We start from the raw sequence: 26,982 nt of genomic DNA, 5'->3' as shown, positions 1-26,982 counted from the left end.
CGCCGGCACAGGCTGGTTATGCCGCCGCTTGGTTAACAATACGTGACCGAATCACCGGATCGCCGGTGAATACGATACGATATGCGCCGGGACGTTGCGCCGATGCGGAGCATCTGCTTGGATCGGCCCAATGCGGTTTTCCCTGTTGCTGTCGGCGCTGGCCCTGGCGTTCCCCTCCCCCGTCATCGCGCAGACGCTGTCGCCGACAGAGGCCACGGCGATCGACCGGCTGGTCGGTCAGGCACTGGCCGAGACGGGCACGCCATCGGCATCGATCGCGGTCGTGCGTGACGGGCGGATCGTGCTGGCCAAGGCCTATGGCAGGCAATCGGAGGCGGGCGGCGCCGCCGATCCGCGCCTGCCCTATCAGATCGCCTCGATCTCCAAGCAGTTCACGGCGGCGGCGATCCTGTTGCTGGAAGACGAGGGCAAGCTGAAGCTGGACGATGTGGTGGCGCGATATGTTCCCGGCGTCACCGGCGGCGACCGGATCACGATCCGCCAGTTGCTCGACCATACGTCCGGTTTGCAGGATTACTGGCCGCAGGATTACAGTTTCCACGCGATGGCGACACCGGTGACGCCGCAGGCGATCGTCGATCGCTGGGGCAAGAAGCCGCTCGACTTCGCGCCCGGCACGCAGTGGCAATATTCCAATACCGGCTATGTCGTGGCCGGGTTGATCGTCGAGAAGGTGGCGGGGGTGCCGCTGCTCGACTTCCTGCAGAAGCGGATCTTCGCGCCGCTGGGCATCCGGGCGATCGATCAGGACAAGGCGGTCGGGCCGGGGTTCCCGCAAGGATACAAGCGCTTCGCGCTCGGCCCGGTGCGCGTGGAGACGCCCGCGGCACCCGGCTGGCTCTATGCCGCGGGGGAGCTGTCGATGTCGGCGGCCGATCTGGCGCGGTGGGACATCGCCCGGCTGAACCGGACGCTGCTGCCCGCCGACGACTGGGCGACGCAGGAAACCCCGACGACGCTGACCGGCGGCGGTACGACGAGTTACGGGCTGGGCGTCGCCGTCACGCAGCATGACGGCCGCCGCATCGTCGAGCATAGCGGCGAGGCGGTGGGGTTCCTGTCGGAGAATATCGTCTATCCCGATGACAGGGCGGCGATCGTCGTGCTGACCAACAGCTGGTTCGGCGATGCGACCGACCGGATCGCGAACGGGGTGGCCGCGATCATCCTGCCCGCTTCTGCCGCCCCCGCGAACAAGGCGGAGGATGCGGCGGCATTGGCGCGGGCGCGCACGGTTTACGATCAGTTGCGGAGCGGCCGGCTCGACCGGGCGTTGCTGACCGACGATGCGAATTACTATTTCACCGACGTCGCGCAGGGCGACTATGCGCGCAGCCTCGGATCGCTCGGCGTGCCGGACAGCTTCGCGCAGGTCGGGTCAACACGGCTGCGTGGCGGATACGTGCTGCGCCGCTACCGGATCGTTGCCGGTGGACGCCCCCTGTCGATCTCGACCTTTTCCGAACCCGGCCGCGATGGCCGTTTCGAGCAATTCCTGGTGAGCCCCGCCCAATGATCCGTTTCGACGACCTGCTCCAGCCCGATCGCGGCCAGCCTGCCCATGCGATCGAGATGATCGCGCCTGACGACCATGCCGGTTGGCTGGCGCGCCAGTCCCCCAGAACGCGGGGCATGGTGGCGGCGCAGGGCTTTCGCGGCAAGCACGGCCATCATGCCGTCCTGCCCGGTGAAGGCGACGACTGGCACGTGGTCGCGGTGGCCGATGGCGAAACGCCGTGGTCGCTGGCGGGATTGAGCGCGGCCTTGCCTGCCGGCACCTACCGCGTCGGGGGGCATGAGGGTGGCGGACTCGGCTGGCTGCTCGGGCAGTACCGGTTCGACCGGTACCGCCGCGCGGACGAGGATGGCGCACGCATCCTGCTGACCCGCAATGCCGCCGGGATCGCGGACACGATCGCGCTGGCAGGGGCGACGGCGCAGGTCCGCGATCTGGTCAACACCCCTGCCTCCGACTGCGGTCCCGCCGATCTGGAAGCGGCGGCGGCGGCGCTGGCGAAGCGGCATGGCGGCACGGTGACGGTACGGCGTGGCGACGAACTGGAACAGGGCTATCCGATGATCCACGCGGTCGGCCATGCCGCGGCGCGGGACCGGGCGCCGCGACTGATCGAGCTAGTCTGGGGCGATCAGGCCGCACCGCGCATCGCGCTGGTCGGCAAGGGCGTGAGCTTCGATACCGGCGGACTGGATATCAAGCCCTCGTCAGGAATGCGGCTGATGAAAAAGGACATGGGCGGCGCGGCGCACGCGCTGGCGCTGGCGGAACTGGTGATGGCGGCCAAACTGCCGGTCAGGCTCCACCTGTTGATCCCGGCCGTGGAGAATGCGATTTCGGGCGACGCCTTCCGCCCCGGCGACGTGCTGCGCAGCCGCAAGGGGCTGACGGTGGAGAACACCAACACCGATGCCGAGGGGCGGCTGATCCTGGCCGACGCCCTGACCCGCGCCGTCGAGGAAAAGCCCGAACTGATCCTCGATTTCGCCACGCTGACCGGTGCGGCGCGGGTCGCGCTCGGCCCCGATCTGCCGCCGCTGTTCAGCGACGACGAGGCGCTGGCACGCGATCTGCTGGCCGCGGGTGTGACGACGCACGATCCGCTGTGGCGGCTGCCGTTGTGGGATGGTTACGACGAACTGCTGAAATCGGACATCGCGGACATGGTCAACGCACCGGATGGCGGCTTCGCCGGGGCGATCACCGCCGCGCTGTTCCTGCGCCGCTTCGTCCCGGCCGGCATCCCCTGGGCGCATCTGGATGTATTCGCGTGGCGCCCGACGTCAAAGCCGGGACGGCCGAAGGGTGGCGACGCCTATGGCCTGCGCGCCGCCTTCACCGTGCTTCGGCAGCGCTATCGCTGACCTTCCGCGCGCGGGGCCAGAGGCGATGCTGCCGTTTCATAAAGCCCCTGGCCACGTTGACGGCCGGCTTCTCGACGATGATCCAGCTCAGGTACCCCGCCACGAACGCCAGTGCGAGCGTCACGGCGCCAAGTACGAACATCGACGTGAAGCCGACATACATGACCAGCAGTTTCTCGATCGGCCAGGCATATAGATATACGCCGTAAGAGATGTCGTTTCGCGCGTTGATATTACGCAATATCGTGCTGCGCGATCTGAAGCCGACCATGAATACCAGATAGGTCCCTCCGATCGCCACCCCGACCGAGGCCAGCGACGCGAATGGCAGGGTCGCGATCATGATGATCGACGCCAGGATGGCATTCCTGCGGGAATAGATCCGATCGTGCTCGATCAGCATGAATGTCGCGCCGGCCAGGAACATGCCGATCAGCCGCCCGCCGTTCAGCATGAACGCATAGCTGTCACCCAGCGCCATCGACGGCGGCAGGCGCAACAGAAGGTGAGGCACGATCAGCAGAAAGGCGGCGGCACATCCAAGCACGACCGGCTTTGATATCGCCTTGGCATAAGCCAGCCCGATGACCAGGATATAACAGGCGAACTCCCATGGTATCGTCCATAGCGGGGCGTTCAGACTGTTATGATAGGTGCCGGCAAAGGCGTGGGCGGAATACGGCGCCTGCAGCAGCAACGACCATCCGGCCCCGGCAAGGATCGACATTCCCTCCTGCCCGCCGGCAAGGGGCGCGACGATCGTGGCGACGATCAGCCAGGCAACGACGAAGCCCGGAAGGATTCGCGCGATACGCTTGATCAGATAATCATGAACGGATCGCGTGCCGAGATAGCTCTTGGTAATCAGATAGCCGCTGATGATGAAGAACCCGTTCACCGCCAGATCGCCGAGGCTGAGCGTGCCGAAGATCATGGACAGGGGCTCGCTGCTCCGGTCCCCGCTCAAAAGCTCCGTCGTATGCGAGACGATGACGAGCGACGCGAACAGCAGGCGCAGAAAACCCAGGCTGTTGCCACGATCATGCCGGACCGGGACTGGCGCCTCGATCATGCTCGCCCGCCCTGTCGTACAGCGGCGTATATCCCGGATAACAAAGGGGTTTGCGACAGGCACGGCGCGCGGACGTCCGCCACTCGGAAAATTACAACGGCCATCATATCCCCGCTCGATGCATCGCGCGGCACGACGGCCACGGGCGGAGGGTGCCGATCCCCCGCCCGCGCCCCTTACAGCAACCGATATTGCTGTCTTATGAAAGTTGAGCCCGCGCCCGTCACTTTGTCGCCAGCGGCGTTCCGGCGCGCTCGCAGATGAAGGCGCCCAGTTCCTCGCGAAGCGGCAGGCCCGCCATCGGACGCAGCGGACCGTCATAGACGGTGGCCACCTCCGCCGTCGCGCGGGATGGACCGACGCCGAGCACGTGGAACAGTCGGCGCGCGCAATCGACCTCGGTCCGGGCATAGGCGACGCGGTCGCCGCGTTCCTCGCGCAGGATGGCGATGATGTTGCCGCCGACCGCCCGCCGCTCGCGCAGCAGGAAATGGCGCGATTGCAGATCGGAGGGGGTCGGGATCAACGTGCCCTGAAGGCGGAAATTACGATCGCCGGCGGGGGCAGCGACCTCGGTGTCGGTCAGATTGCGCAGCGATACGCCGTTGCCTTCGGCCGCGACGTTGCCCGGTTCGGTCCCCCCGGAACATGCGGCCATCATCAGGGCGGCGGTCAGCGCCGCCGCCATCTTGGTGTTCACGTTCATTCTTCACTCCCGGAAAGAATCATACGGCGAACGCGGCGGTATCCGTAACGATCCGGTCCGCCGCGCACCGCCGGATCAGAGGCGTGCCGCCGCCTGGATGATCGGCACGAACTTCGCCGCGGTCAGGCTGGCACCGCCGACCAGCGCGCCATCGACATTCTCGGTGGCGAGGATCGCCCCGGCATTGTCGCCGACGACCGACCCGCCATACAGGATACGGACCGCCGCCGCCGCGTCGCCGATCATCATGCCCAGCTTGGCGCGGGCGATCGCGTGGATCGCCGCGATCTCGTCCAGCGTCGGGGTGCGGCCGGTGCCGATCGCCCAGCGCGGTTCGTAGGCGAGCGTGAACCAGTCGGCGGTCGCATTCTCGGGCACCGATTTTTCGATCTGCGCCTGCACGACGCGTTCGGCGCGGCCGGCATTGCGCTCCGCCTCCGTCTCGCCGCAGCACAGGATCACCGACAGGCCGTGGCGATGCGCGGCGGCGGCCTTCGCCCAGGCGTCGTGGCTGTTCTCGCCCTGATCGGCGCGGCGCTCGCTGTGCCCCGCGATGGTGAAGACCGCCCCCGCCTCACGCACCATCGCCGCCGACACGCAGCCGGTATGCGCCCCCGAATCCGCCTCGTGAACGTCTTCCGCCCCGATCGCCAGCCCGGGCGCGCGGACGGCGGCGGGGTGGATCAGGGTGAACGGCACCGCCACCGCCACGTCCACGCCCGGTGCCGCCATCGCCGCCGCACCGATCGCATCCAGTTCGGACAGCGCCGCCAGCGATCCGTTCATCTTCCAGTTACCCGCTACCAGCTTGCGCCGCATTCCCGTCCTCCCGTGATGAGCCCCCGCCCTAGCGAGTTACGCGCGGTGCTTGAAGCCCGCCCGCCCGCAGCCTAAGGCAACCGCTGATTTCTGGCGAACGGTCCTTCATGCTCAGCTTCTTCCGACGCATCATCAATTCACGGGCCGGCCTTGTCGTGACCTTCATCGTGCTGGGCATGATCGCGTTCGCCTTCGCGGCGGGCGACGTATCGAACCTGGCGGGGACGTTCGGTGGCGGCGGTGGCCTTGGCGGCAACGACGTGGCGACCGTCGGCAAGCAGGAGGTGACCGTGGCCGAACTGCGCCAGCGCGCCGGTGACGAGGTCGCCGCCGCCCGCCAGCGCAATCCGCAGGCGGACATGGCGGGCTATCTCGCGTCCGGGCAGCTCGATGCCTCGCTCGACCGGATGATCACCAGCTATGCGCTGGCCGAATTCGGCCGCCAGCAGGGCATGATCGTGTCGAAGCGGCTGGTCGATGGCCAGATCGCCAGCATTCCCGGCTTGCAGGGGCCGACCGGCAAGTTCGACGAAAATCTGTACCGCCGCATCCTGTCCGAGCGGAAATTGACCGATGCCGGCATCCGCCGCGACATCGCGCGCGACACGCTGGTGCAGCAACTGACCGCCCCGACGATCGGCGCGGCGCAGATCGGCGAGCAACTGGCGTTGCCCTATGCCTCGCTGCTGCTCGAAAAGCGTGAGGGCAAGGTCGGCTTCATCCCCGTCGCGGCGATCCCGGCCGGCCCGGCGCCTACCGAAGCGGAGATCGCGACCTGGTATGCGCGCAATCTGCAACGCTATCGCATCCCGGAACGCCGCACGATCCGTTACGCGCTGGTCACGCCGGAACAGGTCCGCGCGCGGGTCGCACCGACCGAGGCGGAGATCGCCCAGGCCTATCAGGCCGATCGCGCGAAGTATCAGGCGGCCGAGAAGCGCACGATCGCGCAGGTGATCGTCGCCGACCGCGCCGCGGCCGAAGCGCTGGCGGCCAAGGTGCGGGGCGGCACCTCGCTGGCCGACGCGGCGCGTGCCGGCGGGCTGGAGGCATCGACGCTGTCGGCGCAGGACAAGGCAGGCTATGCCGCGCAGACCGCGCCGGCGATCGCCGATGCCGTCTTCGCGGCGGGCAAGGGTGCCGTGGTCGGGCCGGTGCGCGGCCCGCTGGGCTTCACCGTGGCGCGGGTCGAGGGGATCGAACAGGTCGCCGGGCGGACGCTGGCGCAGGTGCGCGGCGAGCTCGCAACCGCGATCACCGCGCGCAAGACCGCCGAGGCCTTGTCCCAGTTGCACGATTCGATTGACGATGCGCTGGGTAACGGCGCGACCTTCGATGAGGCGGTGAAGGACGCCAGGCTTCAGGCACAGACCACTCCGGCACTGACCGCGCAGGGCACGAATCCCGACGCCCCCGGTGCCGCCGACCCGGCGCTGGTTCCGCTCGCAGCCGCCGCCTTCACCGCAGAGGATGGCGACGGCCCGCAGCTGGTGCAGACCGGGCAGGACGGCGGCTTCGCGATCGTCGCGGTCGGTCAGGTGACGCCGGCCGCGCCGCGCCCGCTGGCCGCGGTGCGCGACGAGGTCGCCGCCGCTTTCCGGGCGGACCGCAGCCGTCAGGCCGCGCGCCGGATCGCCAACGCCGTGCTGGCGAAGGTGAACGGCGGCATGCCGATGGCACAGGCACTGACGCAGGCCGGCGTGGCCCTGCCCCCGGTGCGCGCGATCGGTGGCACCCGGGCCGATCTGGGGCGACAGGAAGGGCCGCCCGATCCGGCGATGGTGATGATGTTCAGCATGGCGCCGCGCACCGCCAAGCTGACCGAGGCACCGCAGGGCACCGGCTGGATCATCGTGCGGCTCGACCGCAACACGCCGGGCGATGCCAGCCGCAATCGCGCGATCCTCGCCTCCGCCAAGTCCGAGCTGGGGCGTGGCATGGGCGCGGAATATGCCGAGCAGTTCGCCCGCGCGGTACGTGCCGGCATCGGCGTCAAGACCGATGCGGCGGCGCTGAAGCGGGTGCGCGACGAACTGTCTGGTCAGGGTGGCTCCGATAACTGATCCCCGCACCACCCTGGCGGCAGGGCGGCCGGCGCTGGTCTGGCGCCGACAGGTGGCTGACACCGAGACGCCCGTCGCCGCCGCGCTGCGGCTGATGGAGCCGGGTCGCGGCGATTTCTTGCTCGAATCGGTCGAGGGTGGTGCGATCCGGGGCCGCTACAGCTGGATCGGGCTCGCCCCCGACCTCGTCTTCCGGGCACAGGGCAACGACGCCGCGATCAACCGCCATTGGGCGAGGGATGCGGAGGCATGGGAACCCTGCGCCGCGCCGACGCTGGATGCCCTGCGCGCGCTGGTCGCGGATTGCCGGTGCGACGTGCCTGACGAATTGCCCCGGGCGCTGGCCTTCCTCGTCGGCTATTTTGGCTATGAGACGGTCGGGCTGGTCGAGAAGCTGGCGCAGCCCGCGGCCGATCCGCTCGGTTTGCCCGACATGATGTTCGTGCGGCCGACGGTGCTGCTCGCGTTCGACCGGCTGGCGGATGTGCTGTATCTGGTCGCCCCCGCGTGGCCCGATCCCTCGCGCGATCCGGACGCGATCGTGACGGCGGCGGAAGATCGGCTGGATGCGGTCGCGGCGCGGCTGGCGGATGCGGCGCTGCCGCCGCCGGTGCGCGCCCACCTGCCCGAACCGGTCTATACCCCGATCCTGCCGCCCGATCGCTATCCGGCGATGGTGGCGGCGGCGAAGGACTATATCGCGGCGGGCGATATCTTTCAGGTGGTGCTGGCCCAGCGCTTCACCGCGCCGTTCGCGCTACCGCCGTTCGAGCTCTATCGCAGCCTGCGGCGGATCAATCCGTCGCCTTTCCTCTATCATCTCGACCTGCCGGGTTTCGCGCTGATCGGGTCGAGCCCCGAAATCCTGGTGCGGGTGCGGGACGGCGAGATCACCGTCCGCCCGATCGCCGGCACCCGCCCGCGCGGCAAGACGGCACGCGAGGACGAGGCCAATCGGGCCAGCCTGCTCGCCGATCCGAAGGAACGCGCCGAACACCTGATGCTGCTCGATCTGGGTCGCAACGATGCCGGCCGCGCGGCCGCGCCGGGCAGTGTGCGGGTGACGGACAGCTATACCGTCGAGTTCTACAGCCATGTCATGCACATCGTCTCGAACGTCACGGCACGGCTGGCACCGGGCCGCGATGCGCTGGATGCGATGTTCGCGGGGTTCCCGGCCGGCACGGTGAGCGGGGCGCCGAAGGTGCGGGCCTGCCAGATCATCGCCGAACTGGAGCCGGAACGGCGCGGTGCCTATGCCGGCGGCGTCGGCTATTTCTCCCCGGACGGATCGCTGGATTCGTGCATCGTCCTACGCACCGCCGTGGTGAAGGACGGGACGATCCATGTGCAGGCGGGTGCGGGCATCGTCGCCGATTCCGTTCCCGAATATGAACAGCGGGAATGCGAGGCGAAGGCCGGCGCGATCCTGGCCGCCGCCCGCGAGGCGGTAGCGCGGGCGGCGGAAAGCGGCTTCGGACAGTAAGGCCGCGCGCCCCTGTTCCTGTCGACGACCCGGGATCAGGGGATCGATGATTCGGCCTGTCGTTGTGCCCGCTTCTCCGCCGCCCAACGCTTGGCGGCAAGTACCGAGCAGCCGGTCTGTCCGCCATTGCCGATCGGCGAACAGGTATTGGGGATACCGCCCGCGACACGCCCGGTCTGGTCGATATCGGCGACCCGGTTGACCCAGCTCTGATTCTGCGCCCGAATCGGTCCGCTGTCACGCAGGCTCTTGGGAATCCGATAGGGTTCCTCGGCGGGCGAACAGACGACGATCTCGTCCCCCTCCCCCTTCGGGCATTGCTGTCCGGCGGTTAGTTGCACGCTGCGGATACGCTGCGGCGGCGAACCCGCCGCGCCGGCGGACGTCTGCGCCCCGGCGATCGCCGGAACGGCCATCAACGCGACGGCTAAGGTGAGGCGAATCATGGATCGAACTCCTTCAAACGTACAACGTCCGGCGGTCCCGCCGGCTCCGTCCCGATCGTCTTTCGCGACATCGGGCCGCAAGGGCGGGTTGCGGGAATGTTTCAGGCGGCTATGGGCAGGCGATGATCCTCGTAATCGATAATTACGACAGCTTCACCTGGAACCTCGTCCATTACCTTCAGGAACTGGGGGCGGAGGTGGAGGTGGTGCGCAACGATGCGATGTCGGCGGGGCAGGCGCTGTCGTCGGGGGCAGAGGCGTTCCTGATTTCACCCGGCCCCTGCACCCCGAACGAAGCCGGCATCAGCCTCGACCTCGTCGCCGCCTGTGCCGAGGCGAAGCGACCGTTGCTCGGTGTATGCCTCGGCCATCAGGCGATCGGGCAGCATTTCGGCGGTACGGTGGAGCGTGGCGGACTGATGCACGGCAAGACATCGCCCGTGCTGCATGACGGCAGCGGGCTGTTCGCCGATCTGCCATCCCCCTTTGTCGCCACCCGCTATCACTCGCTGATCGTCAACGACATTCCCGGCGACCTGCTGGTCAACGCCCGCGCGGAGGACGGCACGGTGATGGGGTTCCGCCATGCGACGTTGCCGATCCATGGCGTGCAGTTCCACCCCGAAAGCATCGCCACCGAACATGGCCATGCGATGCTCGCCAATTTCATGCGCGCGGCGGGCATGGCGGTCAGGGAAATGGCGTGACGACGATGGCCGCGCTGCCCGATCCATCGACGCCGCTGTCCCGGGAAAGCGCCGCGCTCGCCTTCGCCGATATCCTCGATGGCCATGCCGATGACGCGGCGATCGCGACGTTCCTGATCGGGCTGACCGATCGTGGCGAAACCTCTGTCGAGATCGCGGAAGCCGCGCGGGCGCTCAGGGCACGGCTGATCCCGATCACCGCGCCAGCCGGGGCGGTCGACGTGTGCGGCACCGGCGGTGACGGCCATCATACGCTCAACGTCTCGACCGCGGTATCGCTGGTGGTGGCGGCATGCGGCGTGCCGGTGGCCAAGCACGGCAATCGCGCCGCCTCGTCCAAGGCGGGCGCGGCCGACACGCTGGAGGCGCTGGGGCTCGACATGGCCCGCGCGGGCGCCTGTGCGGAAGCGAGCCTGAACGATCTCGGCATCTGTTTCCTGTTTGCGGCCAACCACCATCCGGCGATGGCGCGGATCACGCCGATCCGCCGCCGCATCGGCCGGCGGACGATCTTCAACCTGATGGGGCCGCTCGCCAATCCCGCGCGCGTCGCGCGGCAGCTAATCGGCATTGCCCGTCCCGACTATGCGACGGTCTATGCCGAAGCGCTGGAGCAACTGGGCACCGAAGCGGCGCTGGTCGTCTCGGGCGAGGAGGGGCTGGACGAACTGTCCGGCGCGGGGGGCAGCCTGGTCGCCACGGTAGGTGCCGTAACCCTGCCGACGCGGATCGTACCCGAAGACGCAGGCCTGACCCGTCATCCGGTCGAGGCGATCCGTGGCGGCGATCCGCTGCATAACGCACAGGCGCTGCGACGCCTGCTGGCAGGCGAGCATGGCGCGTACCGGGAAGCGGTGCTGCTCAACGCCGCCGCCGCGCTGGTGCTGGCCGATGCGGCCCCTGCCCTGCCCGATGCCGCCGCGCTGGCGGCGGAGATGCTCGACAATGGCGCCGCGGGACGGCTGCTCGACCGGTGGATCGCCTATTCATGACTGTTCTCGACACGATCATCGCGCACAAGCGGGATGAAGTCGCTACGCGCAAGGCGGCCCTGAGCGACGCCGATCTGACGGCCCGGATCGCCGCGGCGGAGCGGCCGCGCGGCTTCCGGTTGGCATTGGATGCCGCGCCGGGCCATGCGCTGATCGCCGAGGTGAAGAAGGCCAGCCCATCCAAGGGCCTGATCCGCCCCGATTTCGATCCGCCCGCCCATGCCCGCGCCTATCAGGCCGGCGGTGCCGCCTGCCTGTCGGTGTTGACCGACGAGCGGTTTTTTCAGGGAGCGGACGATTACCTGGTCGCGGCGCGGGGGGCGGTTTCCCTTCCGGTGATCCGCAAGGATTTCATGGTCGATCCATGGCAGGCGGCGGAATCACGCGCGCTGGGTGCCGATGCGATCCTGCTGATCGTCGGTGCGCTGGACGACGGCACGCTGGCCGAGATCGAGGCGGCGGCGATCGAACAGGGCATGGACGTGCTGGTCGAGGTGCATGACGAGGCGGAACTGGAGCGGGCGCTGACGCTGCGCTCACGCCTGATCGGTTGCAACAACCGCGACCTGCGGGATTTCTCGGTCGACGTGACCCGGTCGTACCGCCTCAAGGCGCTGGTGCCGGCGGACTGCACGTTCGTGGCCGAAAGCGGCCTGTCGACCCGTGCCGATCTGGACGCGATGGCCGCGCACGGCGTCCATTGCTTCCTGATCGGCGAGGCGCTGATGCGGCAACCCGATGTCGAGGCGGCGACGCGGTCGTTGGTCGCCTAGGGCGACAGCCGGCCATCGGTCAGCGCCTGCTTCTCGAACGGAAACAGGATCGCGGGGTCGGGACCGTCCACGTCCTTGGCGATCACGGACGGCGCGAGGAGGCGGATGATATGCCGCATCACCGCGAGGCGTGCGGGCTTCTTGTGATTGGCACGCACGACGTACCACGGCGCGATCGGGAGGTGCGTGCGGACCAGCATCGTATCGCGGGCGGCGGAATAATCGCTCCACCGTGCCTGCGCGACGGCATCCATGTCGGATATCTTCAGCGCCTTCAGCGGATCGTCGTGCCGTTCGGCCAGACGTTCCTTCTGCTCGTCGCGATCGATGTCGAGCCAGATCTTGATGATGCGGATGCCGCTTTCGACGAGCATCCGTTCCACATCGGGCGCATCGCGCAGGAACTGCGCCTGTTCGGCCGGGGTGGAAAAGCCCATCACCACCTCCACCCCGGCGCGATTGTACCATGAGCGGTTGAAGATCACGAGTTCGCCCGCACCCGGCAGATGCGCGACGTATCGCTGGAAATACCACTGCCCACGCTCGTGGTCGGTCGGCTTGGGCAGCGCGACGGCACGGGTGGCCCGCGGCGTAAGATGCTCGGTCAGCCGCTTGATCGTGCCATCCTTGCCGGCGGCGTCGCGCCCCTCCAGCAGGATGACGGCACGGGTGCCGGCCTCGATCATCGCCTGCTGGGTACGCAGCAGCGCGAGCTGAAGCGCGGCGAGCTGTTCGTCATAATCCTTCATGAACCATCCAACGGCCGGATCGGGGCGGGAGTTGCGACTAATTCGTGTGGGGTCCGGTTCACCTGCCCGGCTTCGTGCGTTACCGCGCGGATCATGACCAGCCTGACCCATCTCGACGATACCGGCGCCGCGCGCATGGTCGATGTCGGCGCCAAAGCCGTCACTACGCGAGAGGCCGTCGCCACCGGCCGCATCTCCATGACGCCGGCCGCGCTGGCGCTGGTCCGCGATGCCGCCGCGAACAAGGGCGACGTGCTCGCGGTCGCGCGCGTCGCGGGGATCATGGCGGCGAAGCGGACGGCGGAACTGATCCCGCTATGCCATCCGCTGCCGCTGTCGCGCGTGGCGATCGACCTGGCGGTGCTGGACGACGGGGTCGCGGTGACCGCCACCTGCGCCACCACCGGGCGGACGGGTGTGGAGATGGAGGCGCTGACCGCCGTCTCCGTCGCGCTGCTGACGATCCATGACATGGTGAAGGCGGTCGACAAGGCGATGGTGATCGATGGCATACGCCTGTTGAGCAAGAGCGGCGGCAAGTCCGGCGACTGGACCGCGACCGATGTCGGGTAGTCCGCCGCTTCTGCCGGTCGCCGAGGCACAGGCGCGGCTGTTCGCGATGGTCCGTCCGGTCGCCGCGGAGAAAGTGCCGTTGCGGGTCGCGGCCGGAAGATGGGCGGCGGCGGACATCGCGGCGCGGCGCACCCAGCCGGCCGCCGATCTGTCGGCGATGGACGGTTATGCGATCCGCTTCGCCGATCTGCCCGGCCCATGGCGGGTGATCGGCGAGAGCGCGGCGGGAAACCCGTTCGCCGGATCGGTCGGGCCGGGGGAGGCGACGCGGATATTCACCGGTGCGGCGATGCCCGCCGGCGCCGATACGGTATTGGTGCAGGAAGAGGCCGCACGGGATGACGAGCGGTTGATGCTGGCGGGGGAAGGTCCGCCGAACTTGGGGCGCAACGTCCGCCGCCGGGGGCTGGACTTCGCCCAGGGTGACCGGCTGGTCGCGGCGGGGGATCGGCTGACCCCGGCACGGATCGCCGTGACGGCCACGGGAGGGCATGGCGAATTGCCGGTGCGCCGCCGTGTGCGCGTCGCGATCGCGGCGACAGGCGACGAACTGGTGCCGCCGGGCAGCGACCCCGATGGCGCGGCGTTGCCCGAATCGAACGGCGCGATGCTGGCGGCGATGCTGGCCGGATTGCCCGTCGATCTGATCGACCTGGGTATCCTGCCCGACCGGCTGGACGTGCTGCGCGAGGCGTTTGCGGGCGTTCGGGCCGATCTGCTCGTGACCACGGGTGGCGCTTCGGTCGGCGATCACGATCTCGTCCGCCCCGCGATCGAGGCGGCGGGCGGCAACATCGATTTCTGGCGGATCGCGCTCAGGCCGGGCAAGCCGATGATGGCGGGGCGGCTGGGCGATGCGGTGGTGCTGGGGTTGCCCGGCAATCCCGTTTCCGCCTTCGTGACGGCGCTGTTGTTCGTCCTGCCGATGGTGGCGCATCTGGGTGGCGCACGTGATCCGTTGCCGGTCGTGACCAGCGCGGTGCTGGGCGAAGACCTGCCGGCCAATCAGGGGCGGATCGATTATCTGCGCGCCGAACTGCGCGACGGACGAATCTTCGCCTCGACCATCCAGGACAGCTCCATGCTGTTGACGCTGGCCCGGTCGACCTGCCTCGTCATCCGCCCGGCGCATGCCCAAACGGCAATGGCGGGCGAATCGGCGGAAATCCTAGTGATCGCTTGACGCAAGCCCTGTCGTTCCGTATCAGTTCCCAGTCTGTTCCCGACGGAGTCTGGGTATGCTTACGCGCAAGCAGCACGAACTGGTCTGCTTCATCAATGACCGGCTGAATGAAACGGGTGTCTCCCCCTCGTTCGAGGAAATGAAGGAGGCACTCGACCTGAAGTCGAAGTCGGGCGTGCATCGTCTGATCTCCGCGCTGGAGGAGCGTGCCTTCATCCGCCGCCTGCCCAATCGCGCCCGCGCGCTTGAGGTGTTGCGGATGCCGGAGCGCGCCGAGAAGAAGCCTCCCCGCCCCAAGGCGACGGTGCCCGCCGCCGCGCCGTCGGTGGTGCCCGCCGCGAACGACGTGGTCGAGATCCCCTTGCATGGTCGTATCGCCGCCGGTGTGCCGATCGAGGCGTTCGAGGGATCGACGATGCTCGCCGTACCGGCTGCCTTGCTGGGTGCCGGCGATCACTATGCGCTGGAAGTGGCGGGTGATTCGATGGTCGAGGCAGGTATCCTCGACGGTGACTATGCGCTGGTCCGGCGCACCGAAGTGGCACGGGACGGCGAGATCGTCGTCGCGCTGATCGAGGAGGCCGAGGCGACGCTGAAATATTTTCGTCGCGAAGGGGCGATGGTACGCCTCGATCCTGCCAACCGTGCCTATGATCCGCAGCGTTATTCGCCGCAGCAGGTACGGATTCAGGGCAAGTTGTCGGGTATATTGCGCCGGTACGACTGACGGTATCCCGATCCGTCCCGCCGGAACGGCCGGACGGATCGGCTTTCCTGTCGGAATGGACGGGGTGGCATTAAAGTCGGCGGTTGGCGCCAGGGATGCTCGTCATCTGCTGTCCTTACCGTCCTGATGGTGTTGCGGGCGAAATTCACCGTTATCCCGCCGGTGCGTGCCAGCGTCGGGCGATCGAGGCGAAGCCAGCGTGGCTGGCAGGTCCGGGGCAACCGTCGTTCGCTGACCACGACATCGGCGGTGCGACAGGCGGCAGCTAGTTCGTCGACCGGCACCAGATAGATACTGCGGGTCATCAGCACCCGCCAGCGACCGACCGCCGCTAGACACAGATCGGCCGTGCAGCGGGCGGTCGTCGTCTCTGACAGCAGACCGGGCTCGCCATCGGCACCGCCCGTCTCGCCCAGCACCGCGCGCATGTAATCACCCGTTCGGTCTCGTAGGAGCGATATCTCCGTCGCGGTACGGATCGCGGCATGACGACCATCGCCCGTCACCAGCAGATCGGGCAGCGGTACCGTCAGCGCCCAGATCGTGCCGACTGCAAGCGGCACCAGACCCCATCGCCGCCACCCGGTCCGCCACAGTGCCAGCCACAGCCCACCGATCACCATCAAGGCGAACGCCCCGTCCGGCATCACCGGCACCGCCGATACCGCACCCGGTGCCGCCGCGACGGTCCGCGCCAGCCAGAGCAGCGCCGTGATCGCATGCGCCACCAGCCACCATATCGGCCCACCCAGCCCGACCGCATCCAGCAACAGTGCCAGCACTTCCAGCGGCATCACCACGAAGGTCGTCCATGGGATCGCAACGATATTGGCGAGGGCGCCGTACAACCCCGCTTTGTGGAAGTGATAGGCGGCGATGGGCATCAGCGCCGCCTCCACCACCACGCCGGTCGCCAGCAACAGCGCCCCGCCCCGCGCCAGCCGTCGCCACCACGCCTCGTCACGCGGCATCGCGAAGGCACGCAAGGCGGGATGCTCGTGCAGAGCCACGATCGCGGTGATCGCCGCGAAGGACAGCTGGAAACTCGGCCCCGCCACCGCCTCCGGCCAGACCATCACCACGACGAGCGCGCCGGCCGCGACCAGCCGCAGCGTCATCGCCTCCCGTCCCAGCGCCAGCCCAACCAGCACCAGCAGCGCCGCGACGCACGACCGGATCGTCGGCACCTCCGCGCCCGTCAGCAATGTATAGCCGATCGCGGCAAGCGCCCCCGCCCCTGCCGCCACCAACGGCAATCGAACCCTGAGCGCGAGGGCCGGCACCAGCGCCAGCAACCGCAGCACGATCACCATCGTCGCGGTGACGACGGCGGTGATGTGCAACCCGCTGACCGACAGCAGATGCGCCAGCCCCGCCGCGCGCATCGCATCCGCATCCGTCTGCGTGATGGCGCCGGTATCGCCCGTCGCCAGGGCGGATGCGATGCCACCCGCGCTGCCGGCGATCCGTTGGGTGATGTGCGCGCCCAATCGGGTGCGGAGGCCGGATTGCCCCCGCGACGGCGTCAGCATGACGACGGGTGCGAAGCCGCGACCGGTCGCGCCGATGCCCGTGAACCATGCCACCCGCGCATAATCATAGGCGCCGGGCACGGCCGCTTCGGGCGGCGGCATCAGCCGCGCCCGCAGGCGGATCGTCGCCCCCGGGCCAATACCCGCCGGCACGTCCGCGGTGGCGAGGTTGACGCGAACGCGCGGCGGCAAATCGGCGACACCGGGAAGCAGCGTCAGCCGAACCAGATCACGCGCGGCCAGCGACTCCACCCGTACGACGCGGGCCGTCATCTCTACCACCGCAGGGCGTGCAAGCACCGGCGCGGCGACCCGTTCGGCGCGCAACCAGACAAGGCCCAGCCCCGCCGCCATCGCCAGGGCGCCGATCATCAGGGTCCGCGCGGACCGCCCGCCCCGCCCCAGGGCCGCAGCCGCCAGTCCGAAGGCGAGCAACGCCAGTGCGCTGGCGCTCCACCACGCGGCGCGCGGCAGCGCGAACCAGGCGGCCACACCGGCACCCAGCATCACCGGCAGCCCTAACGGCAGGCGGTCACGCTCCGCCTCCAGCCGCCGCTCGATCGCAGCGGCCATCGGCGCCAGCGACATTTGTCGCCGGGGGAGGTGCATGCTAGGGGCGTTCACGGCTGAACCGGCCATCGATCATCCAGTCTGGGAGCATGTGCGCTTGGGCGCAACAACCGAACGGGGTGCCGCTGCGGCACCCGCAATGTCCACCGATGTGGTGACGCGCTTCGCGCCGTCGCCGACCGGTTTCCTGCATATCGGCGGAGCGCGCACCGCGCTGTTCAACTGGCTGTTCGCGCGCCATCATGGCGGGCGGTTCCTGCTGCGGATCGAGGATACCGACCGGGCGCGCTCGACCCAGCCGGCGATCGACGCGATCCTGGCCGGCATGCGCTGGCTGGGGCTGGACTGGGACGGCGATGCGGTGTTCCAGTTCGCCCGCGCCGACCGCCATGCCGAGGTCGCGCATGCGATGGTCGCCGCCGGCCATGCGTATCGCTGCTACATGACCGCCGACGAGATCGCCGCGCAGCGCGCTGCGGCGCAGGCAGCAAAACAGCCGTTGCGTATCCGCAGCCCCTGGCGCGACCGGACCGATGCCCCCGCCGACCTTCCCTACGTCGTCCGCCTGCGCGCGCCGCAGGAAGGGGCGACGACGATCGAGGACCGGGTGCAAGGGCCGGTCACCGTCCAGAATGCCGAACTGGACGATCTCGTATTGCTGCGGTCCGACGGTACGCCAACCTATATGCTCGCGGTCGTCGTCGACGATCACGACATGGGGGTGACGCACGTCATCCGCGGTGACGACCACCTGAACAACGCGTTCCGCCAGTTGCCGATCTACACCGCCAATGGCTGGAACGTACCGGTCCATGCCCATATCCCGCTGATCCACGGATCGGACGGAGCGAAGCTGTCCAAGCGCCACGGCGCGGTCGGGATCGAGGCATATCGCGACGAACTGGGCATCCTGCCCGAGGCGCTGGGCAATTACCTGCTCCGGCTGGGCTGGGGCCACGGCGATGCGGAGATCATCGCGCGCGACGAGGCGGTGAAGTGGTTCGATCTGGGCGCGGTCGGCAAGAGCCCGTCGCGGTTCGACCTGAAGAAGCTCGAAAACCTGAACGGCCATTACATCCGCGAGGCGGACGATGCCCGGCTGGCGGCCCTGGTGGCGGACCGGCTGGGCGGCCAGGCGGATACTGCGCTGCTGACCGCGGCGATGCCCGCGCTGAAACCGCGTGCCGCCAACCTGATCGAACTGACCGATGCCACCGGCTTCCTGTTCGCCGCCCGCCCCCTCACGATCGACGAGGCGGCGGCGCCGCTGCTGGCCGGTGAGGCGCCGGCAATCCTATCCGATCTCCATGCAGCGCTTGACGCGGTGGACGACTGGGATACGGAGGCGCTCGAAGCCGCGGTACGCGGCGTGGCCGAGTCACGGGGCGTGAAGCTCGGTCAGGCCGCGCAGCCGCTGCGCGCCGCGCTGACCGGGCGCAAGACCTCGCCCGGCATCTTCGACGTTCTCGTCCTTCTAGGGCGCGAGGAAAGCCTGGGTCGCATCGCCGACCGCATGGCCGCCTGATACCATGACCCGCCAGCACAAAGGATGCGTGGAATGACCGATGCTGCAAAGCTCTCCCTGACCGGCAAGGATTTCGAATATCCGGTCATGTCGGGCACGATCGGCCCGGATGTGATCGATATCCGCAAGCTCTATGCCCAGACGGATAACTTCACCTACGACCCCGGCTTCACCTCGACCGCGTCGTGCCAGTCGAAGCTGACCTATATCGATGGCGATCAGGGCGTGCTGCTGCATCGCGGCTATCCGATCGGCGAACTGGCCGAACAGTCCAGCTTCATGGAAGTGGCGTATCTGCTGCTGAACGGCGAGCTGCCGGACGGCGACCAGCTGGCCACGTTCGATCGCACGATCACCCGCCACACGATGGTGCACGAGCAACTGGCGGCGTTCTTCCGCGGGTTCCGCCGCGATGCGCACCCGATGGCGATCATGTGCGGCGTCGTCGGCGCGCTGTCCGCCTTCTATCACGACTCGACCGATATCCACGATCCGGCACAGCGCGTGATCGCGTCGCATCGCCTGATCGCCAAGATCCCCACGATCGCGGCGATGGCGTACAAGTACAGCGTCGGCCAGCCCTTCGTGTATCCGGACAATTCGTTGTCCTACACCGGCAATTTCCTGCGCATGACCTTCGGCGTTCCCGCCGAGCCGTACGAGGTGAACCCGGCGGTCGAGAAGGCGATGGACCGTATCTTCATCCTCCACGCCGATCACGAGCAGAACGCATCGACCTCGACCGTCCGGCTGGCCGGATCGTCGGGCGCCAATCCGTTCGCCTGCATCGCGGCGGGCATCGCCTGCCTGTGGGGCCCGGCGCATGGCGGCGCCAACGAGGCGGCACTCAACATGCTGCGGGAGATCGGCACGCCGGACAAGATTCCGGAGTATATCGCCCGCGCCAAGGACAAGAACGATCCGTTCCGCCTGATGGGCTTCGGTCACCGCGTCTACAAGAACTACGACCCCCGCGCGACGGTGATGCAGAAGACCGTGCGCGAGGTGTTCGACGCGCTGAACGTGAACGATCCGCTGTTCGAAACGGCGCTGCGGCTGGAGGAAATCGCGCTCAGCGACGATTACTTCGTTGAGAAGAAGCTGTTCCCGAACGTCGACTTCTATTCGGGCGTGATCCTGTCGGCGATCGGCTTCCCGACCTCGATGTTCACCGTGCTGTTCGCGCTGGCCCGCACCGTCGGCTGGGTCGCGCAGTGGAACGAGATGATCACCGATCCGGACCAGAAGATCGGCCGCCCGCGTCAGCTGTACAGCGGCCCGACGCAGCGCTCCTACGTACCGCTGGCCGACCGGTAAGCGGCGATGCGCAGCCTCCGGCCCATCATCCTTGTCCTCGGCGTCGTCTGTGCGCTGACGGGGGCGTTGTGGATCGGCCAGGGGCTGGGCTATATCCATTGGCCGCGGTCGAGCTTCATGCTCGATCAGCGGCCATGGGCGGATTACGGCGCCGCGGTCGCGGTCGTCGGATTGCTGTTACTGCTGGTCGCCCGACGCCTGCCGCGCCGGTAGGGTCAGGGTGAAGCGTGCGCCTTCGCCGAGGGCACTTTCCACGGTCAGGTCGCCCCCCATCGCGGTGGCCAGCCGGCGGGCGATGAACAGGCCCAGGCCATTGCCGCCTGCCTCCCCCGGATCGACCCGTTCGAACTTGCCGAATATGCGCGCCTGATCTTCGGCGGCGATCCCCTTGCCGCGATCGGCCACGGTGATCCGGGCGGCGGCGGCCGACCAGTCGGTATCGATCGCAATCGATCCGCCCATCGGGCTATAACGCAGGGCGTTGCCGACCAGATTGACGAGAATTTGCAGCACGCGACGGGGATCGCCGACGCACGGCACCCGCGCCTCGGCGTCAGGACGTTGGATCCTCACCCCGGCATGATCGGCACGTACCGCAAGCAGCCCCGCCGCCCGGCGCCCCAGATCAGCCAGATCGACGGGTTCCGCAGTGGGGACGAAGTCCGGCCGTTCGATCGCCTGAAGGTCGATCAGGTCGTCGATCAGCCCCATCAGATGCCGCCCCGCGCTGGCGATGTCGCCGGCATAATCGGCATAATCAGTGGCGATCGGCCCGTCCTGCCGGATGCCGATCGCATCCGCCTCATCGACGATGCGGGCCAGTGAGGTGCGCAACGCCCGATCAAGCCCGGCGGTGAAGGCGGTGGCGAGCACGTCCTCACCCGGCGGATCGACGGGGGCGAGGCGAGCGGTACCGATCAGACCCGCCACGCCGCCCATCGGATCGGTGCGCAGCGTCGCGGACAGGATCATCCCCCGCCCGGTGATCCGGTTCACCGCGGCCTGTTCGATCCGGCGGCGTCGCCCGGCCAGCGCGTCGAGGATCGACGCGGCGCCGTCATCGAACCGGAACAGCGCGGTCAACGGGCGGCCGAGCATCGTTACCGGATCGAATCCCTGATCCGCCCCTTCCCGGCTGGCGAGGAAAACGAAACGCAACGCGGCATCCGTTTCCCAGGCCAGACCATCGTCGGCGCGGTGGGCGGGCATCATGCCGGGACCCGGCCGCCAGACGGGACGCAGGGTCCAGCCGCTTACGGCCAGCTGGATGTGATTACCCTCCGGCTCGACCCGGATGTGCAGTTCGACATCCGCTTCCTCGTCCGCCACGATCAGGCGGCGGCTGACCGCAATGCCCAGCCGCTGCGTCAGCCACACGGCCGCCGCCAGTTGCGGCACCGCCAGCGGCAGGCCGAGGACGCCGCCGGCCCGCCCGTTCAGCCCCGCGATCGCAGCATCGGCGGACAGAAGCCGCCCGTCACGATCGATCACCGCATAGGCGGTCAGATCGTCGACCGGCAGATCGAGCGTCGTCATCACCGGGCTCGCTGCCCCGTCGCCTGGATCGCGGCGTGGAACGCGGCCGGCAGTGCCAGCGGTGAGAGTATGGCTGCCGCCTCAGCCGCCGGAACAGCGGCGATCGCATCCAGTTGCGCGGCGAAGCCGTCGATGTCGCGACGCCGATCGGCATCCGCCAGCGCCAACGCGATCCGGGCCAGACCGGTACGATCGACCGACAATGCCCGCAGGGCCAGCCACAGCCGGTCGCCGACCGGATCGATCACGATCGCCCGCATGTCCGGCATCCCGATATCCAACGCGTGTGCGATCAACGCAGTGAACAGATCGAGTCGCCGATCGTCGATCGCCGCCACGAGCAGCGCGACGATCTCGTTCGCACGAGGATCGAGCGCGGTCGCCAGCCTGAGGGCGACGGCATCGGCGGTCTTGTCATCGTCATGGCCGGCAAGCAGGCGGCCGGTCGCCTCCGCCAGTGCGCGATCGACGGCCCGCGTTACCGCCGCGCTGCCATCGTCCGCCCGTAACACCGCCGCCACGTGCCAGGCGACCCGGCTATGGAGCGCCACCGGGAGACCGACCGGGCCGGCCCCGCCCTGCTCCCACGCGTCTCGCCGACGACCGTCCAGCCCCAGCAGCGCGAGCGCCGCCTCGGCGACTTCCGCATCGGCGTCTCCCGCCAGACGGATCAGCAGGCCGGGTGTCGCGTCCGCCGTCGGCAACAAGGGCAGCGCGGCGGCGATCTGGTCATGACGGGCGCGGCGGACCAGCGCGGCGACGAGCGCGCGATCGCGCAGCAGACCCGCAGCCACCAGCCTCGGCATCAGTTCGGCGACCGGCCGCAATACCGCGGCGCCATCGATATCCCGATCGGACAGCAGACGGGCGGCATGGCGACGCAGCGTCGTGCCGATCGTCGCCACCAATCCACCGACCATCGTTTCGATATCGAGCCGTGTCCGGTCATCGAGCCGCAGCGCCTCGACGACGCCCAGATCCGCGATCGCGGTATCCAGTTCGGCCTGTGCCCGCGCCTCGGCTGCGGCGACCCGCGTCGCCAAACCATATGGGGCCCATCCCCGCCCTGTGTCATCGTTTCGACCGGCCACCATGGCAAGGGGGATTAGCAGACGCCGGTTAACGTCCCGTCACGCGTCGGGCCGCAACGTCTCCACCACCGCGATCAGCGTCGCGGCGGCATAGAGCGTCGCCGCCGCCAGCCCCGCGACCGGCGATCCCAGCAGGGTCACCGCCGTCAGCACGGTCAGGCAGGCGGGCGGTGATGACCACCAGCGGCGGCGCAGCGGCGGCACGATCGCCCGCTCCGCCAGCCCGCCGGTGAACAGCAACGCCAGCGCCAGCAAGGGGCCGGTCGTACCACCCGCCTCCGCGCCGCCCAGCGCCAGACCCAGCATCACCACCGCCAGCGCGGGCAGGATCGCCATCGCACTGGCCTGCGCCCGCGCCAGCCCCTGTTCGTCGCGCAACACCGCCAGAACGCGACCAAGACCCAGCCCCACGCATCCTGCCAGCACAGCGACCAGCCCGGATGCCGGGGTGCCCAGCACCACGGCGATCGCACCCGCCAGTCCGATGGTGCCGCCGATGCCCGCGGGCACTGCACTCGGCACCGCACGGTCCATCAGCCACGGTGCCGCCAGCCGCGCGACAGGGGCGATGATCCAGCCGTTGAACCAGTTGCGCCGGTCCGCGGCGATCGACGCCAGGATCGCCCGGCCCCGCTTCGCCAGCGCCGCGCTGGCATGTTCGATACCGTGCCCGTCATGCAGCATCGCGGGCGCGATCGGCACCTGCGAAGCCAGGGCCTGGGCGGCCAGCCGCAACGTCGTCGATTGCAGGTCGTAGTCGCGTGGCAGCGCCGCCACCTCCGCGATCAGCGCGGCGTCGATCCGCGCCACGCCCGCCCACGCCATGCGGCCGCCGATCCGTTCGAACGCCGGGGCGGCATCCTCTTCCGGCAGGACGAGCAACGCGTCGCGGGGTTCGACCGCGAACCGGTCCACCACCTCCTGCGTGGTGATGAGGCCATCGGCCAGCATGACGACATGCGACAGCGGATGCAGTTTCTCCGACGCTTCCGCAGCGGTGCGGACCGCATCGATCGTCACGCCCCGTTTCCCGATCCGCCCCAGCGCGCCGAGCAGTTCGGGGGTCAGGCGACCGACCGACACGATCACATGCGCGGCCCCCGCCGCGACCAGCAGCCGCGCCTGATATTCGATCAGGCACACGCCGCCGAACGGCAACGTCGCCGTCAGTTGGCCGGGACGATCGAGCGCCTCGTCATTTGCGAAAAGAAGCCCTGCGAGCATCCGGACAGGCTGTTAGGCAAGCGCCGCCACGATGCAAGCCCGTTGCGGCCGTTATCCGGGCGATCCGTGACGATCCGTTCCCGCCAACGGTCCCGTCACAGGCGGGCGATCGCCCGGCGCAGCTTGGCGACGGTGGACAGATCGCCGGGGCGACCGTCGATCGCGCTACGTGCCAGCGTCATCAGCCGGACCGCGCCGAAGCTGGCGGCCAATCCATGCAGGCGGAGCGCCGCGCCGCGCCATTCGTCGACGTTGTCACCCGCCAGTTCCATCAGCCCCAGCGTCCGCTCCGCACCCGCGATGAAGGCCAGCCGCAACTCGACGATCAGCGCGGGTTCGTCCCCCACGGTCGCCGCCAGCGTCGCATCGATTGCACCAGGATCATAAGCCATCCCAACCCCCTATCCCGATCGGGATTAAGGTTGCGTTGACCGCCCCGGCAGGGCGATCGGACGGGGCGATCGGACGGATTGTGACACACGGACTTTGCCTGCGGGAGAAAAATGCTACAACCGCGCCGATGAACGGGGGGCCGGTAATGGGCGCGCGCATCGACACGCATGAAGATCTCTGGCCGACTGCGATCGGTGGCTGGGCCGGACAGGACGGCGCGGACCGGACGGCGGACGGGATCGATCCCGCCACGACGGACAACGCGGCGGGCGGCTGGATCGCCCCCGCGCTGGCGGGGGCGGTCGTGCTGGTCTGGGCCGGCGGGCTGACCTGGCTGGTCCGCGACGCGCTGGGATCGATGACGCCGATCGATCTCGTCCAGTTCCTCACCGCCCTGTGCATCGCCCCCGCGCTGGTCGGCATCGTCTGGCTGCTGGCGCGACGCACCAGCCGGGCGGAGGCGCAGCGGTTCGGTGCGTCGGCGCAGGCGATGCGGGCGGAGGCGGCAGCGCTCGAACGCCGGATCGCCTCGCTGTCGCGCACGCTGACCGCGCAGCGCGAGGCGATCGGGGCCCAGCTGGACGCCGGCACGGCCGCAGCGACCCGGTTCGAGGCGATCGGCCATGCCCTTCATCGCGAAGTGGTGCAGGCGGAGGCGCAGGCGGACCACCTCGCCGCCACCGCCGAGCGGGCGCGCGCCACCGTCGGCGAACTGATCGCGGCGATGCCGCAGGCCCGCAACGACAGCGAGGAAGTCGGCCGACGGCTGGACCAGGCCGGGCTGACCGCCGCCGCGCAGGCCGCCGCCCTGGAGGCGCAGCTCGACGCGCTCGGCCGGCGGGCGCGCGAATCGAACGAGGCCGCCGCCGCCGCCGCCGAACGGCTCGCGATGCATATCGAGCGGATGGACGCGACCAGCCACCGCGCCGGCACCCGGCTGGAGGAGGCGACGGCCGCCGCCTCGCACGCGCTGGATCAACTGGTCGAATCGGCGGCGCGGCGGCTCGACCGGCAGATCGAACATCTCGGCAGTGCGGGTACCGCCGCGACGGGGCGGATGACGGAGGCCGGCGGTCAACTGGCGGCGACGATCACCGCGCTGGTTGACCGGACCGAGGCCGCGGCGGAAGGCGCCCGCGCCCGACTGGCCGATCGTGGCGACGAGATGCTGGTGGCGGTTGCCGCGCATCAGACCGCGCTCGAAAAGACCGCGCGCGACGGTGTCGATGGGCTGGCGATCCGGCTGGAGGAAGTCGATACGACGATCGATCGCCTTGCCGCCCGCCTCGGCAGACAGCGGAGCATCGGCCAGGAACTGGTCGGCGATCTGGCCGATGGCGTGGCGCTGGTCGAACGCCAGCTTGATTCGCTTCACACGAACGGCAGCGAACGGACGCAATTGCTCGCCGCCTCGATCAGCGCGCTGGGTGGTTCGGCCGATGCGATGACCGAAGCGTTGCGGACCGGCGAGGCGATGGCCGCCCGGACGATCGCCACCACCGAGGCGCTGCTGGTCGCCCTCGACGCCGCCGCGCGCGAGATCGACGAGACATTGCCCGATGCGCTCGGCCGGCTCGACGGCCGGGTCGACAGCAGCCGGCACCTGATCGCCCAGGCCCGGCCCGACCTGCTGACGCTGGTCAGCGCCGCCGAGACGACGCACGACGCGGTGGAGGCGATTGCGGGCACCATCGCCGATCAGCGCCGCTCGCTGGACGACCTTTCGGGCAATCTGCTCGACACGCTCAGCAACGGCCGTGACAGCGCCGGCGCGCTGGCCGAGGCGGTCGATCAGGCAATCGACCGCAGCCACCGCTTGTCGGAAGAGGCCACGCCACGGCTGGTCGAGGCGCTGCTGCGCGTCCGCGACACCGCACAGGTCGCGGCGGATCGCGCGCGGGAGGCGATCACCGCGGTCATCCCAGCCGCCGCCGCCAAGCTGGAACAGGCGAGCGCGGAGGCGATGCGCCGCGCCGCCGGCGACACGATCGAGCGTCAGGTCGCGGCGATCGGCGATGCCACGCAGGAGGTGGTCGCCGCCACCGCCCGTGCGACCGAGCAGCTGACCGGCCAGATCGATGCGATCACGCAGCAGAGCGCGGCGCTCGATGCCCGGCTGGCCGCGGTACGCGACAGCGATTCGATGGCGGGGCGCGTCACCCAGTTGATCGAGACGCTCAATTCCGCGTCGATCGACATCGCCAAGGCCTTCGCCCCCGACGTCGCCGACAGTGCCTGGGCCGCCTATCTGAAGGGGGATCGCGGCGTCTTCACCCGCCGTGCGGTACGCCTGATCGACAGCGGCGATGCACAGCGGATCGCGAACCTGTACGATGGCGACCGCACGTTCAACGAACACGTCAACCGCTACATCCACGATTTCGAGGCGATGCTGCGGGCCATCCTGACCCAGCGCGACGGATCGGCGCTGGGGGTGACCCTGCTGTCATCCGACATGGGCAAGCTCTACGTCGCCCTTGCCCATGCGATCGAGCGGTTGCGATAATTCGGGTCATGACCGCGTAAAACCCGCACCGTCGTGGGTGCGAACGCCATGACGGGGTAGGTAACCCTGCCCCGGCTCCGAAAAGCCCCTC

24 protein-coding genes are annotated in these 26,982 nt (G+C 69.0%); 14 read left to right on the top strand and 10 right to left on the bottom strand.

The window, feature by feature from the left end:
* Positions 1-130: 130 nt before the first annotated feature.
* Together IFT82_RS13940 and IFT82_RS13935 are read left to right on the top strand one after the other, a co-directional pair.
* Positions 131-1,537 carry a serine hydrolase domain-containing protein gene (locus IFT82_RS13940; RefSeq protein WP_192127799.1) on the top strand — a complete coding sequence of 469 codons (1,407 nt, stop codon included), beginning with the start codon at positions 131-133 and terminating at the stop codon, positions 1,535-1,537.
* The gene (locus tag IFT82_RS13935; protein ID WP_192127797.1) at positions 1,534-2,901 is read left to right on the top strand and encodes a leucyl aminopeptidase family protein; all 1,368 of its coding nucleotides are present in this window, start codon (positions 1,534-1,536) and stop codon (positions 2,899-2,901) included. The genes IFT82_RS13940 and IFT82_RS13935 overlap by 4 nt, the downstream gene beginning before the upstream one ends.
* Here the strand turns inward: IFT82_RS13935 and IFT82_RS13930 are convergent.
* From IFT82_RS13930 to tpiA, 3 genes are all read right to left on the bottom strand, one after another.
* Complete coding sequence (locus IFT82_RS13930; RefSeq protein WP_207105788.1) at positions 2,873-4,036, bottom strand: acyltransferase family protein; 1,164 nt, start codon at positions 4,034-4,036, stop codon at positions 2,873-2,875. The two genes, IFT82_RS13935 and IFT82_RS13930, sit on opposite strands and share 29 nt — an antisense overlap.
* Before the next feature lie 160 nt (positions 4,037-4,196).
* On the bottom strand, positions 4,197-4,679 hold the full coding sequence (locus IFT82_RS13925; protein WP_192127794.1) for a hypothetical protein: 483 nt from the start codon (positions 4,677-4,679) through the stop codon (positions 4,197-4,199).
* 75 nt (positions 4,680-4,754) lie between these two features.
* Entirely contained in the window at positions 4,755-5,498 is a 744-nt protein-coding gene (gene tpiA / locus IFT82_RS13920; protein WP_192127792.1) for a triose-phosphate isomerase, read from the bottom strand.
* Between the two features lie 107 nt (positions 5,499-5,605).
* On the opposite strand from tpiA, the gene IFT82_RS13915 reads away from it, so the two are divergent.
* Positions 5,606-7,561 (top strand): peptidylprolyl isomerase, encoded by a 1,956-nt coding sequence (locus tag IFT82_RS13915; protein WP_192127790.1) that lies wholly within the window; start codon positions 5,606-5,608, stop codon positions 7,559-7,561.
* Positions 7,545-9,047 carry a chorismate-binding protein gene (locus IFT82_RS13910; RefSeq protein ID WP_192127788.1) on the top strand — a complete coding sequence of 501 codons (1,503 nt, stop codon included), beginning with the start codon at positions 7,545-7,547 and terminating at the stop codon, positions 9,045-9,047. Before IFT82_RS13915 ends, IFT82_RS13910 begins: the two co-directional genes overlap by 17 nt.
* 35 nt (positions 9,048-9,082) lie before the next feature.
* On the opposite strand, the gene IFT82_RS13905 is transcribed toward IFT82_RS13910, so the two are convergent.
* The gene (locus IFT82_RS13905) at positions 9,083-9,493 is read right to left on the bottom strand and encodes a hypothetical protein (protein WP_192127786.1); all 411 of its coding nucleotides are present in this window, start codon (positions 9,491-9,493) and stop codon (positions 9,083-9,085) included.
* Positions 9,494-9,615: 122 nt separating this feature from the next.
* On the opposite strand from IFT82_RS13905, the gene IFT82_RS13900 reads away from it, so the two are divergent.
* From IFT82_RS13900 to trpC, 3 genes are read left to right on the top strand one after another with little or no spacing between them, the layout of a single operon-like run.
* A complete protein-coding gene (locus IFT82_RS13900; RefSeq protein WP_192127784.1) occupies positions 9,616-10,200 on the top strand; it encodes an anthranilate synthase component II in 585 nt (194 codons plus the stop codon).
* Positions 10,201-10,205: 5 nt separating this feature from the next.
* Positions 10,206-11,192 carry an anthranilate phosphoribosyltransferase gene (gene trpD / locus IFT82_RS13895; RefSeq protein ID WP_199860507.1) on the top strand — a complete coding sequence of 329 codons (987 nt, stop codon included), beginning with the start codon at positions 10,206-10,208 and terminating at the stop codon, positions 11,190-11,192.
* A complete protein-coding gene (trpC, locus tag IFT82_RS13890; protein ID WP_192127780.1) occupies positions 11,189-11,965 on the top strand; it encodes an indole-3-glycerol phosphate synthase TrpC in 777 nt (258 codons plus the stop codon). The genes trpD and trpC overlap by 4 nt, the downstream gene beginning before the upstream one ends.
* Here the strand turns inward: trpC and ppk2 are convergent.
* Positions 11,962-12,714 carry a polyphosphate kinase 2 gene (ppk2, locus tag IFT82_RS13885; protein WP_192127778.1) on the bottom strand — a complete coding sequence of 251 codons (753 nt, stop codon included), beginning with the start codon at positions 12,712-12,714 and terminating at the stop codon, positions 11,962-11,964. The two genes, trpC and ppk2, sit on opposite strands and share 4 nt — an antisense overlap.
* Before the next feature lie 93 nt (positions 12,715-12,807).
* Here ppk2 and moaC point away from each other — a divergent pair, with 93 nt between their 5' ends.
* Genes moaC through lexA form a run of 3 tightly spaced genes read left to right on the top strand, consistent with a single transcriptional unit; the run spans position 12,808 to position 15,197 of the window.
* Positions 12,808-13,287, top strand: a complete 480-nt coding sequence (moaC, locus tag IFT82_RS13880; protein ID WP_192127776.1) for a cyclic pyranopterin monophosphate synthase MoaC — start codon at positions 12,808-12,810, stop codon at positions 13,285-13,287.
* Complete coding sequence (locus IFT82_RS13875; protein ID WP_192127774.1) at positions 13,277-14,470, top strand: molybdopterin molybdotransferase MoeA; 1,194 nt, start codon at positions 13,277-13,279, stop codon at positions 14,468-14,470. The genes moaC and IFT82_RS13875 overlap by 11 nt, the downstream gene beginning before the upstream one ends.
* A gap of 55 nt (positions 14,471-14,525) precedes the next feature.
* Positions 14,526-15,197 carry a transcriptional repressor LexA gene (gene lexA, locus IFT82_RS13870; RefSeq protein WP_192127772.1) on the top strand — a complete coding sequence of 224 codons (672 nt, stop codon included), beginning with the start codon at positions 14,526-14,528 and terminating at the stop codon, positions 15,195-15,197.
* On the opposite strand, the gene IFT82_RS13865 is transcribed toward lexA, so the two are convergent.
* A complete protein-coding gene (locus tag IFT82_RS13865) occupies positions 15,158-17,302 on the bottom strand; it encodes a ComEC/Rec2 family competence protein (protein WP_192127896.1) in 2,145 nt (714 codons plus the stop codon). The genes lexA and IFT82_RS13865 overlap by 40 nt on opposite strands.
* 94 nt (positions 17,303-17,396) lie before the next feature.
* Here IFT82_RS13865 and gltX point away from each other — a divergent pair, with 94 nt between their 5' ends.
* From gltX to IFT82_RS13850, 3 genes are read left to right on the top strand one after another with little or no spacing between them, the layout of a single operon-like run.
* Positions 17,397-18,824 (top strand): glutamate--tRNA ligase, encoded by a 1,428-nt coding sequence (gene gltX / locus IFT82_RS13860; protein WP_446740974.1) that lies wholly within the window; start codon positions 17,397-17,399, stop codon positions 18,822-18,824.
* A 33-nt stretch (positions 18,825-18,857) separates the two neighbouring features.
* Positions 18,858-20,141, top strand: coding sequence for a citrate synthase (locus IFT82_RS13855; protein ID WP_192127769.1), 1,284 nt, complete (start codon positions 18,858-18,860; stop codon positions 20,139-20,141).
* A gap of 6 nt (positions 20,142-20,147) precedes the next feature.
* Positions 20,148-20,354: a hypothetical protein gene (locus IFT82_RS13850; protein ID WP_192127761.1), complete on the top strand. Its 207-nt coding sequence runs from the start codon at positions 20,148-20,150 to the stop codon at positions 20,352-20,354.
* On the opposite strand, the gene IFT82_RS13845 is transcribed toward IFT82_RS13850, so the two are convergent.
* The 4 genes from IFT82_RS13845 to IFT82_RS13830 all read right to left on the bottom strand — a co-directional run bounded on the left by IFT82_RS13845 (position 20,319) and on the right by IFT82_RS13830 (position 24,384).
* Positions 20,319-21,677: a sensor histidine kinase gene (locus IFT82_RS13845; RefSeq protein WP_192127759.1), complete on the bottom strand. Its 1,359-nt coding sequence runs from the start codon at positions 21,675-21,677 to the stop codon at positions 20,319-20,321. The two genes, IFT82_RS13850 and IFT82_RS13845, sit on opposite strands and share 36 nt — an antisense overlap.
* Positions 21,677-22,720: a hypothetical protein gene (locus IFT82_RS13840; protein WP_244646760.1), complete on the bottom strand. Its 1,044-nt coding sequence runs from the start codon at positions 22,718-22,720 to the stop codon at positions 21,677-21,679. The genes IFT82_RS13845 and IFT82_RS13840 overlap by 1 nt, the downstream gene beginning before the upstream one ends.
* 87 nt (positions 22,721-22,807) lie before the next feature.
* Positions 22,808-23,992 carry a hypothetical protein gene (locus IFT82_RS13835; protein ID WP_192127755.1) on the bottom strand — a complete coding sequence of 395 codons (1,185 nt, stop codon included), beginning with the start codon at positions 23,990-23,992 and terminating at the stop codon, positions 22,808-22,810.
* A 95-nt stretch (positions 23,993-24,087) separates the two neighbouring features.
* Positions 24,088-24,384, bottom strand: a complete 297-nt coding sequence (locus IFT82_RS13830; RefSeq protein WP_192127754.1) for an Hpt domain-containing protein — start codon at positions 24,382-24,384, stop codon at positions 24,088-24,090.
* Between the two features lie 146 nt (positions 24,385-24,530).
* Here IFT82_RS13830 and IFT82_RS13825 point away from each other — a divergent pair, with 146 nt between their 5' ends.
* Entirely contained in the window at positions 24,531-26,891 is a 2,361-nt protein-coding gene (locus tag IFT82_RS13825; protein ID WP_192127752.1) for a hypothetical protein, read from the top strand.
* Positions 26,892-26,982 lie beyond the last annotated feature (91 nt).

The organism is Sphingomonas sp. CFBP 8760 (assembly GCF_014841615.1).
Taxonomy (GTDB): Bacteria; Pseudomonadota; Alphaproteobacteria; order Sphingomonadales; family Sphingomonadaceae; genus Sphingomonas.
This window is presented reverse-complemented; position numbering and strand designations above follow the sequence as displayed.

What these genes read in the sequence shown, in the direction of transcription:
- IFT82_RS13940 (WP_192127799.1), top strand. Translation starts at nt 131, where the DNA reads ATGCGGTTTTCCCTGTTGCTGTCGGCGCTGGCCCTGGCGTTCCCCTCC.
- IFT82_RS13935 (WP_192127797.1), top strand. Translation starts at nt 1,534, where the DNA reads ATGATCCGTTTCGACGACCTGCTCCAGCCCGATCGCGGCCAGCCTGCC.
- IFT82_RS13925 (WP_192127794.1), bottom strand. Translation starts at nt 4,679, where the DNA reads ATGAACGTGAACACCAAGATGGCGGCGGCGCTGACCGCCGCCCTGATG.
- tpiA (WP_192127792.1), bottom strand. Translation starts at nt 5,498, where the DNA reads ATGCGGCGCAAGCTGGTAGCGGGTAACTGGAAGATGAACGGATCGCTG.
- IFT82_RS13915 (WP_192127790.1), top strand. Translation starts at nt 5,606, where the DNA reads ATGCTCAGCTTCTTCCGACGCATCATCAATTCACGGGCCGGCCTTGTC.
- IFT82_RS13905 (WP_192127786.1), bottom strand. Translation starts at nt 9,493, where the DNA reads ATGATTCGCCTCACCTTAGCCGTCGCGTTGATGGCCGTTCCGGCGATC.
- IFT82_RS13900 (WP_192127784.1), top strand. Translation starts at nt 9,616, where the DNA reads ATGATCCTCGTAATCGATAATTACGACAGCTTCACCTGGAACCTCGTC.
- trpD (WP_199860507.1), top strand. Translation starts at nt 10,206, where the DNA reads ATGGCCGCGCTGCCCGATCCATCGACGCCGCTGTCCCGGGAAAGCGCC.
- trpC (WP_192127780.1), top strand. Translation starts at nt 11,189, where the DNA reads ATGACTGTTCTCGACACGATCATCGCGCACAAGCGGGATGAAGTCGCT.
- ppk2 (WP_192127778.1), bottom strand. Translation starts at nt 12,714, where the DNA reads ATGAAGGATTATGACGAACAGCTCGCCGCGCTTCAGCTCGCGCTGCTG.
- moaC (WP_192127776.1), top strand. Translation starts at nt 12,808, where the DNA reads ATGACCAGCCTGACCCATCTCGACGATACCGGCGCCGCGCGCATGGTC.
- IFT82_RS13875 (WP_192127774.1), top strand. Translation starts at nt 13,277, where the DNA reads ATGTCGGGTAGTCCGCCGCTTCTGCCGGTCGCCGAGGCACAGGCGCGG.
- lexA (WP_192127772.1), top strand. Translation starts at nt 14,526, where the DNA reads ATGCTTACGCGCAAGCAGCACGAACTGGTCTGCTTCATCAATGACCGG.
- IFT82_RS13865 (WP_192127896.1), bottom strand. Translation starts at nt 17,302, where the DNA reads ATGGCCGCTGCGATCGAGCGGCGGCTGGAGGCGGAGCGTGACCGCCTG.
- IFT82_RS13855 (WP_192127769.1), top strand. Translation starts at nt 18,858, where the DNA reads ATGACCGATGCTGCAAAGCTCTCCCTGACCGGCAAGGATTTCGAATAT.
- IFT82_RS13850 (WP_192127761.1), top strand. Translation starts at nt 20,148, where the DNA reads ATGCGCAGCCTCCGGCCCATCATCCTTGTCCTCGGCGTCGTCTGTGCG.
- IFT82_RS13845 (WP_192127759.1), bottom strand. Translation starts at nt 21,677, where the DNA reads ATGACGACGCTCGATCTGCCGGTCGACGATCTGACCGCCTATGCGGTG.
- IFT82_RS13835 (WP_192127755.1), bottom strand. Translation starts at nt 23,992, where the DNA reads ATGCTCGCAGGGCTTCTTTTCGCAAATGACGAGGCGCTCGATCGTCCC.
- IFT82_RS13830 (WP_192127754.1), bottom strand. Translation starts at nt 24,384, where the DNA reads ATGGCTTATGATCCTGGTGCAATCGATGCGACGCTGGCGGCGACCGTG.
- IFT82_RS13825 (WP_192127752.1), top strand. Translation starts at nt 24,531, where the DNA reads ATGGGCGCGCGCATCGACACGCATGAAGATCTCTGGCCGACTGCGATC.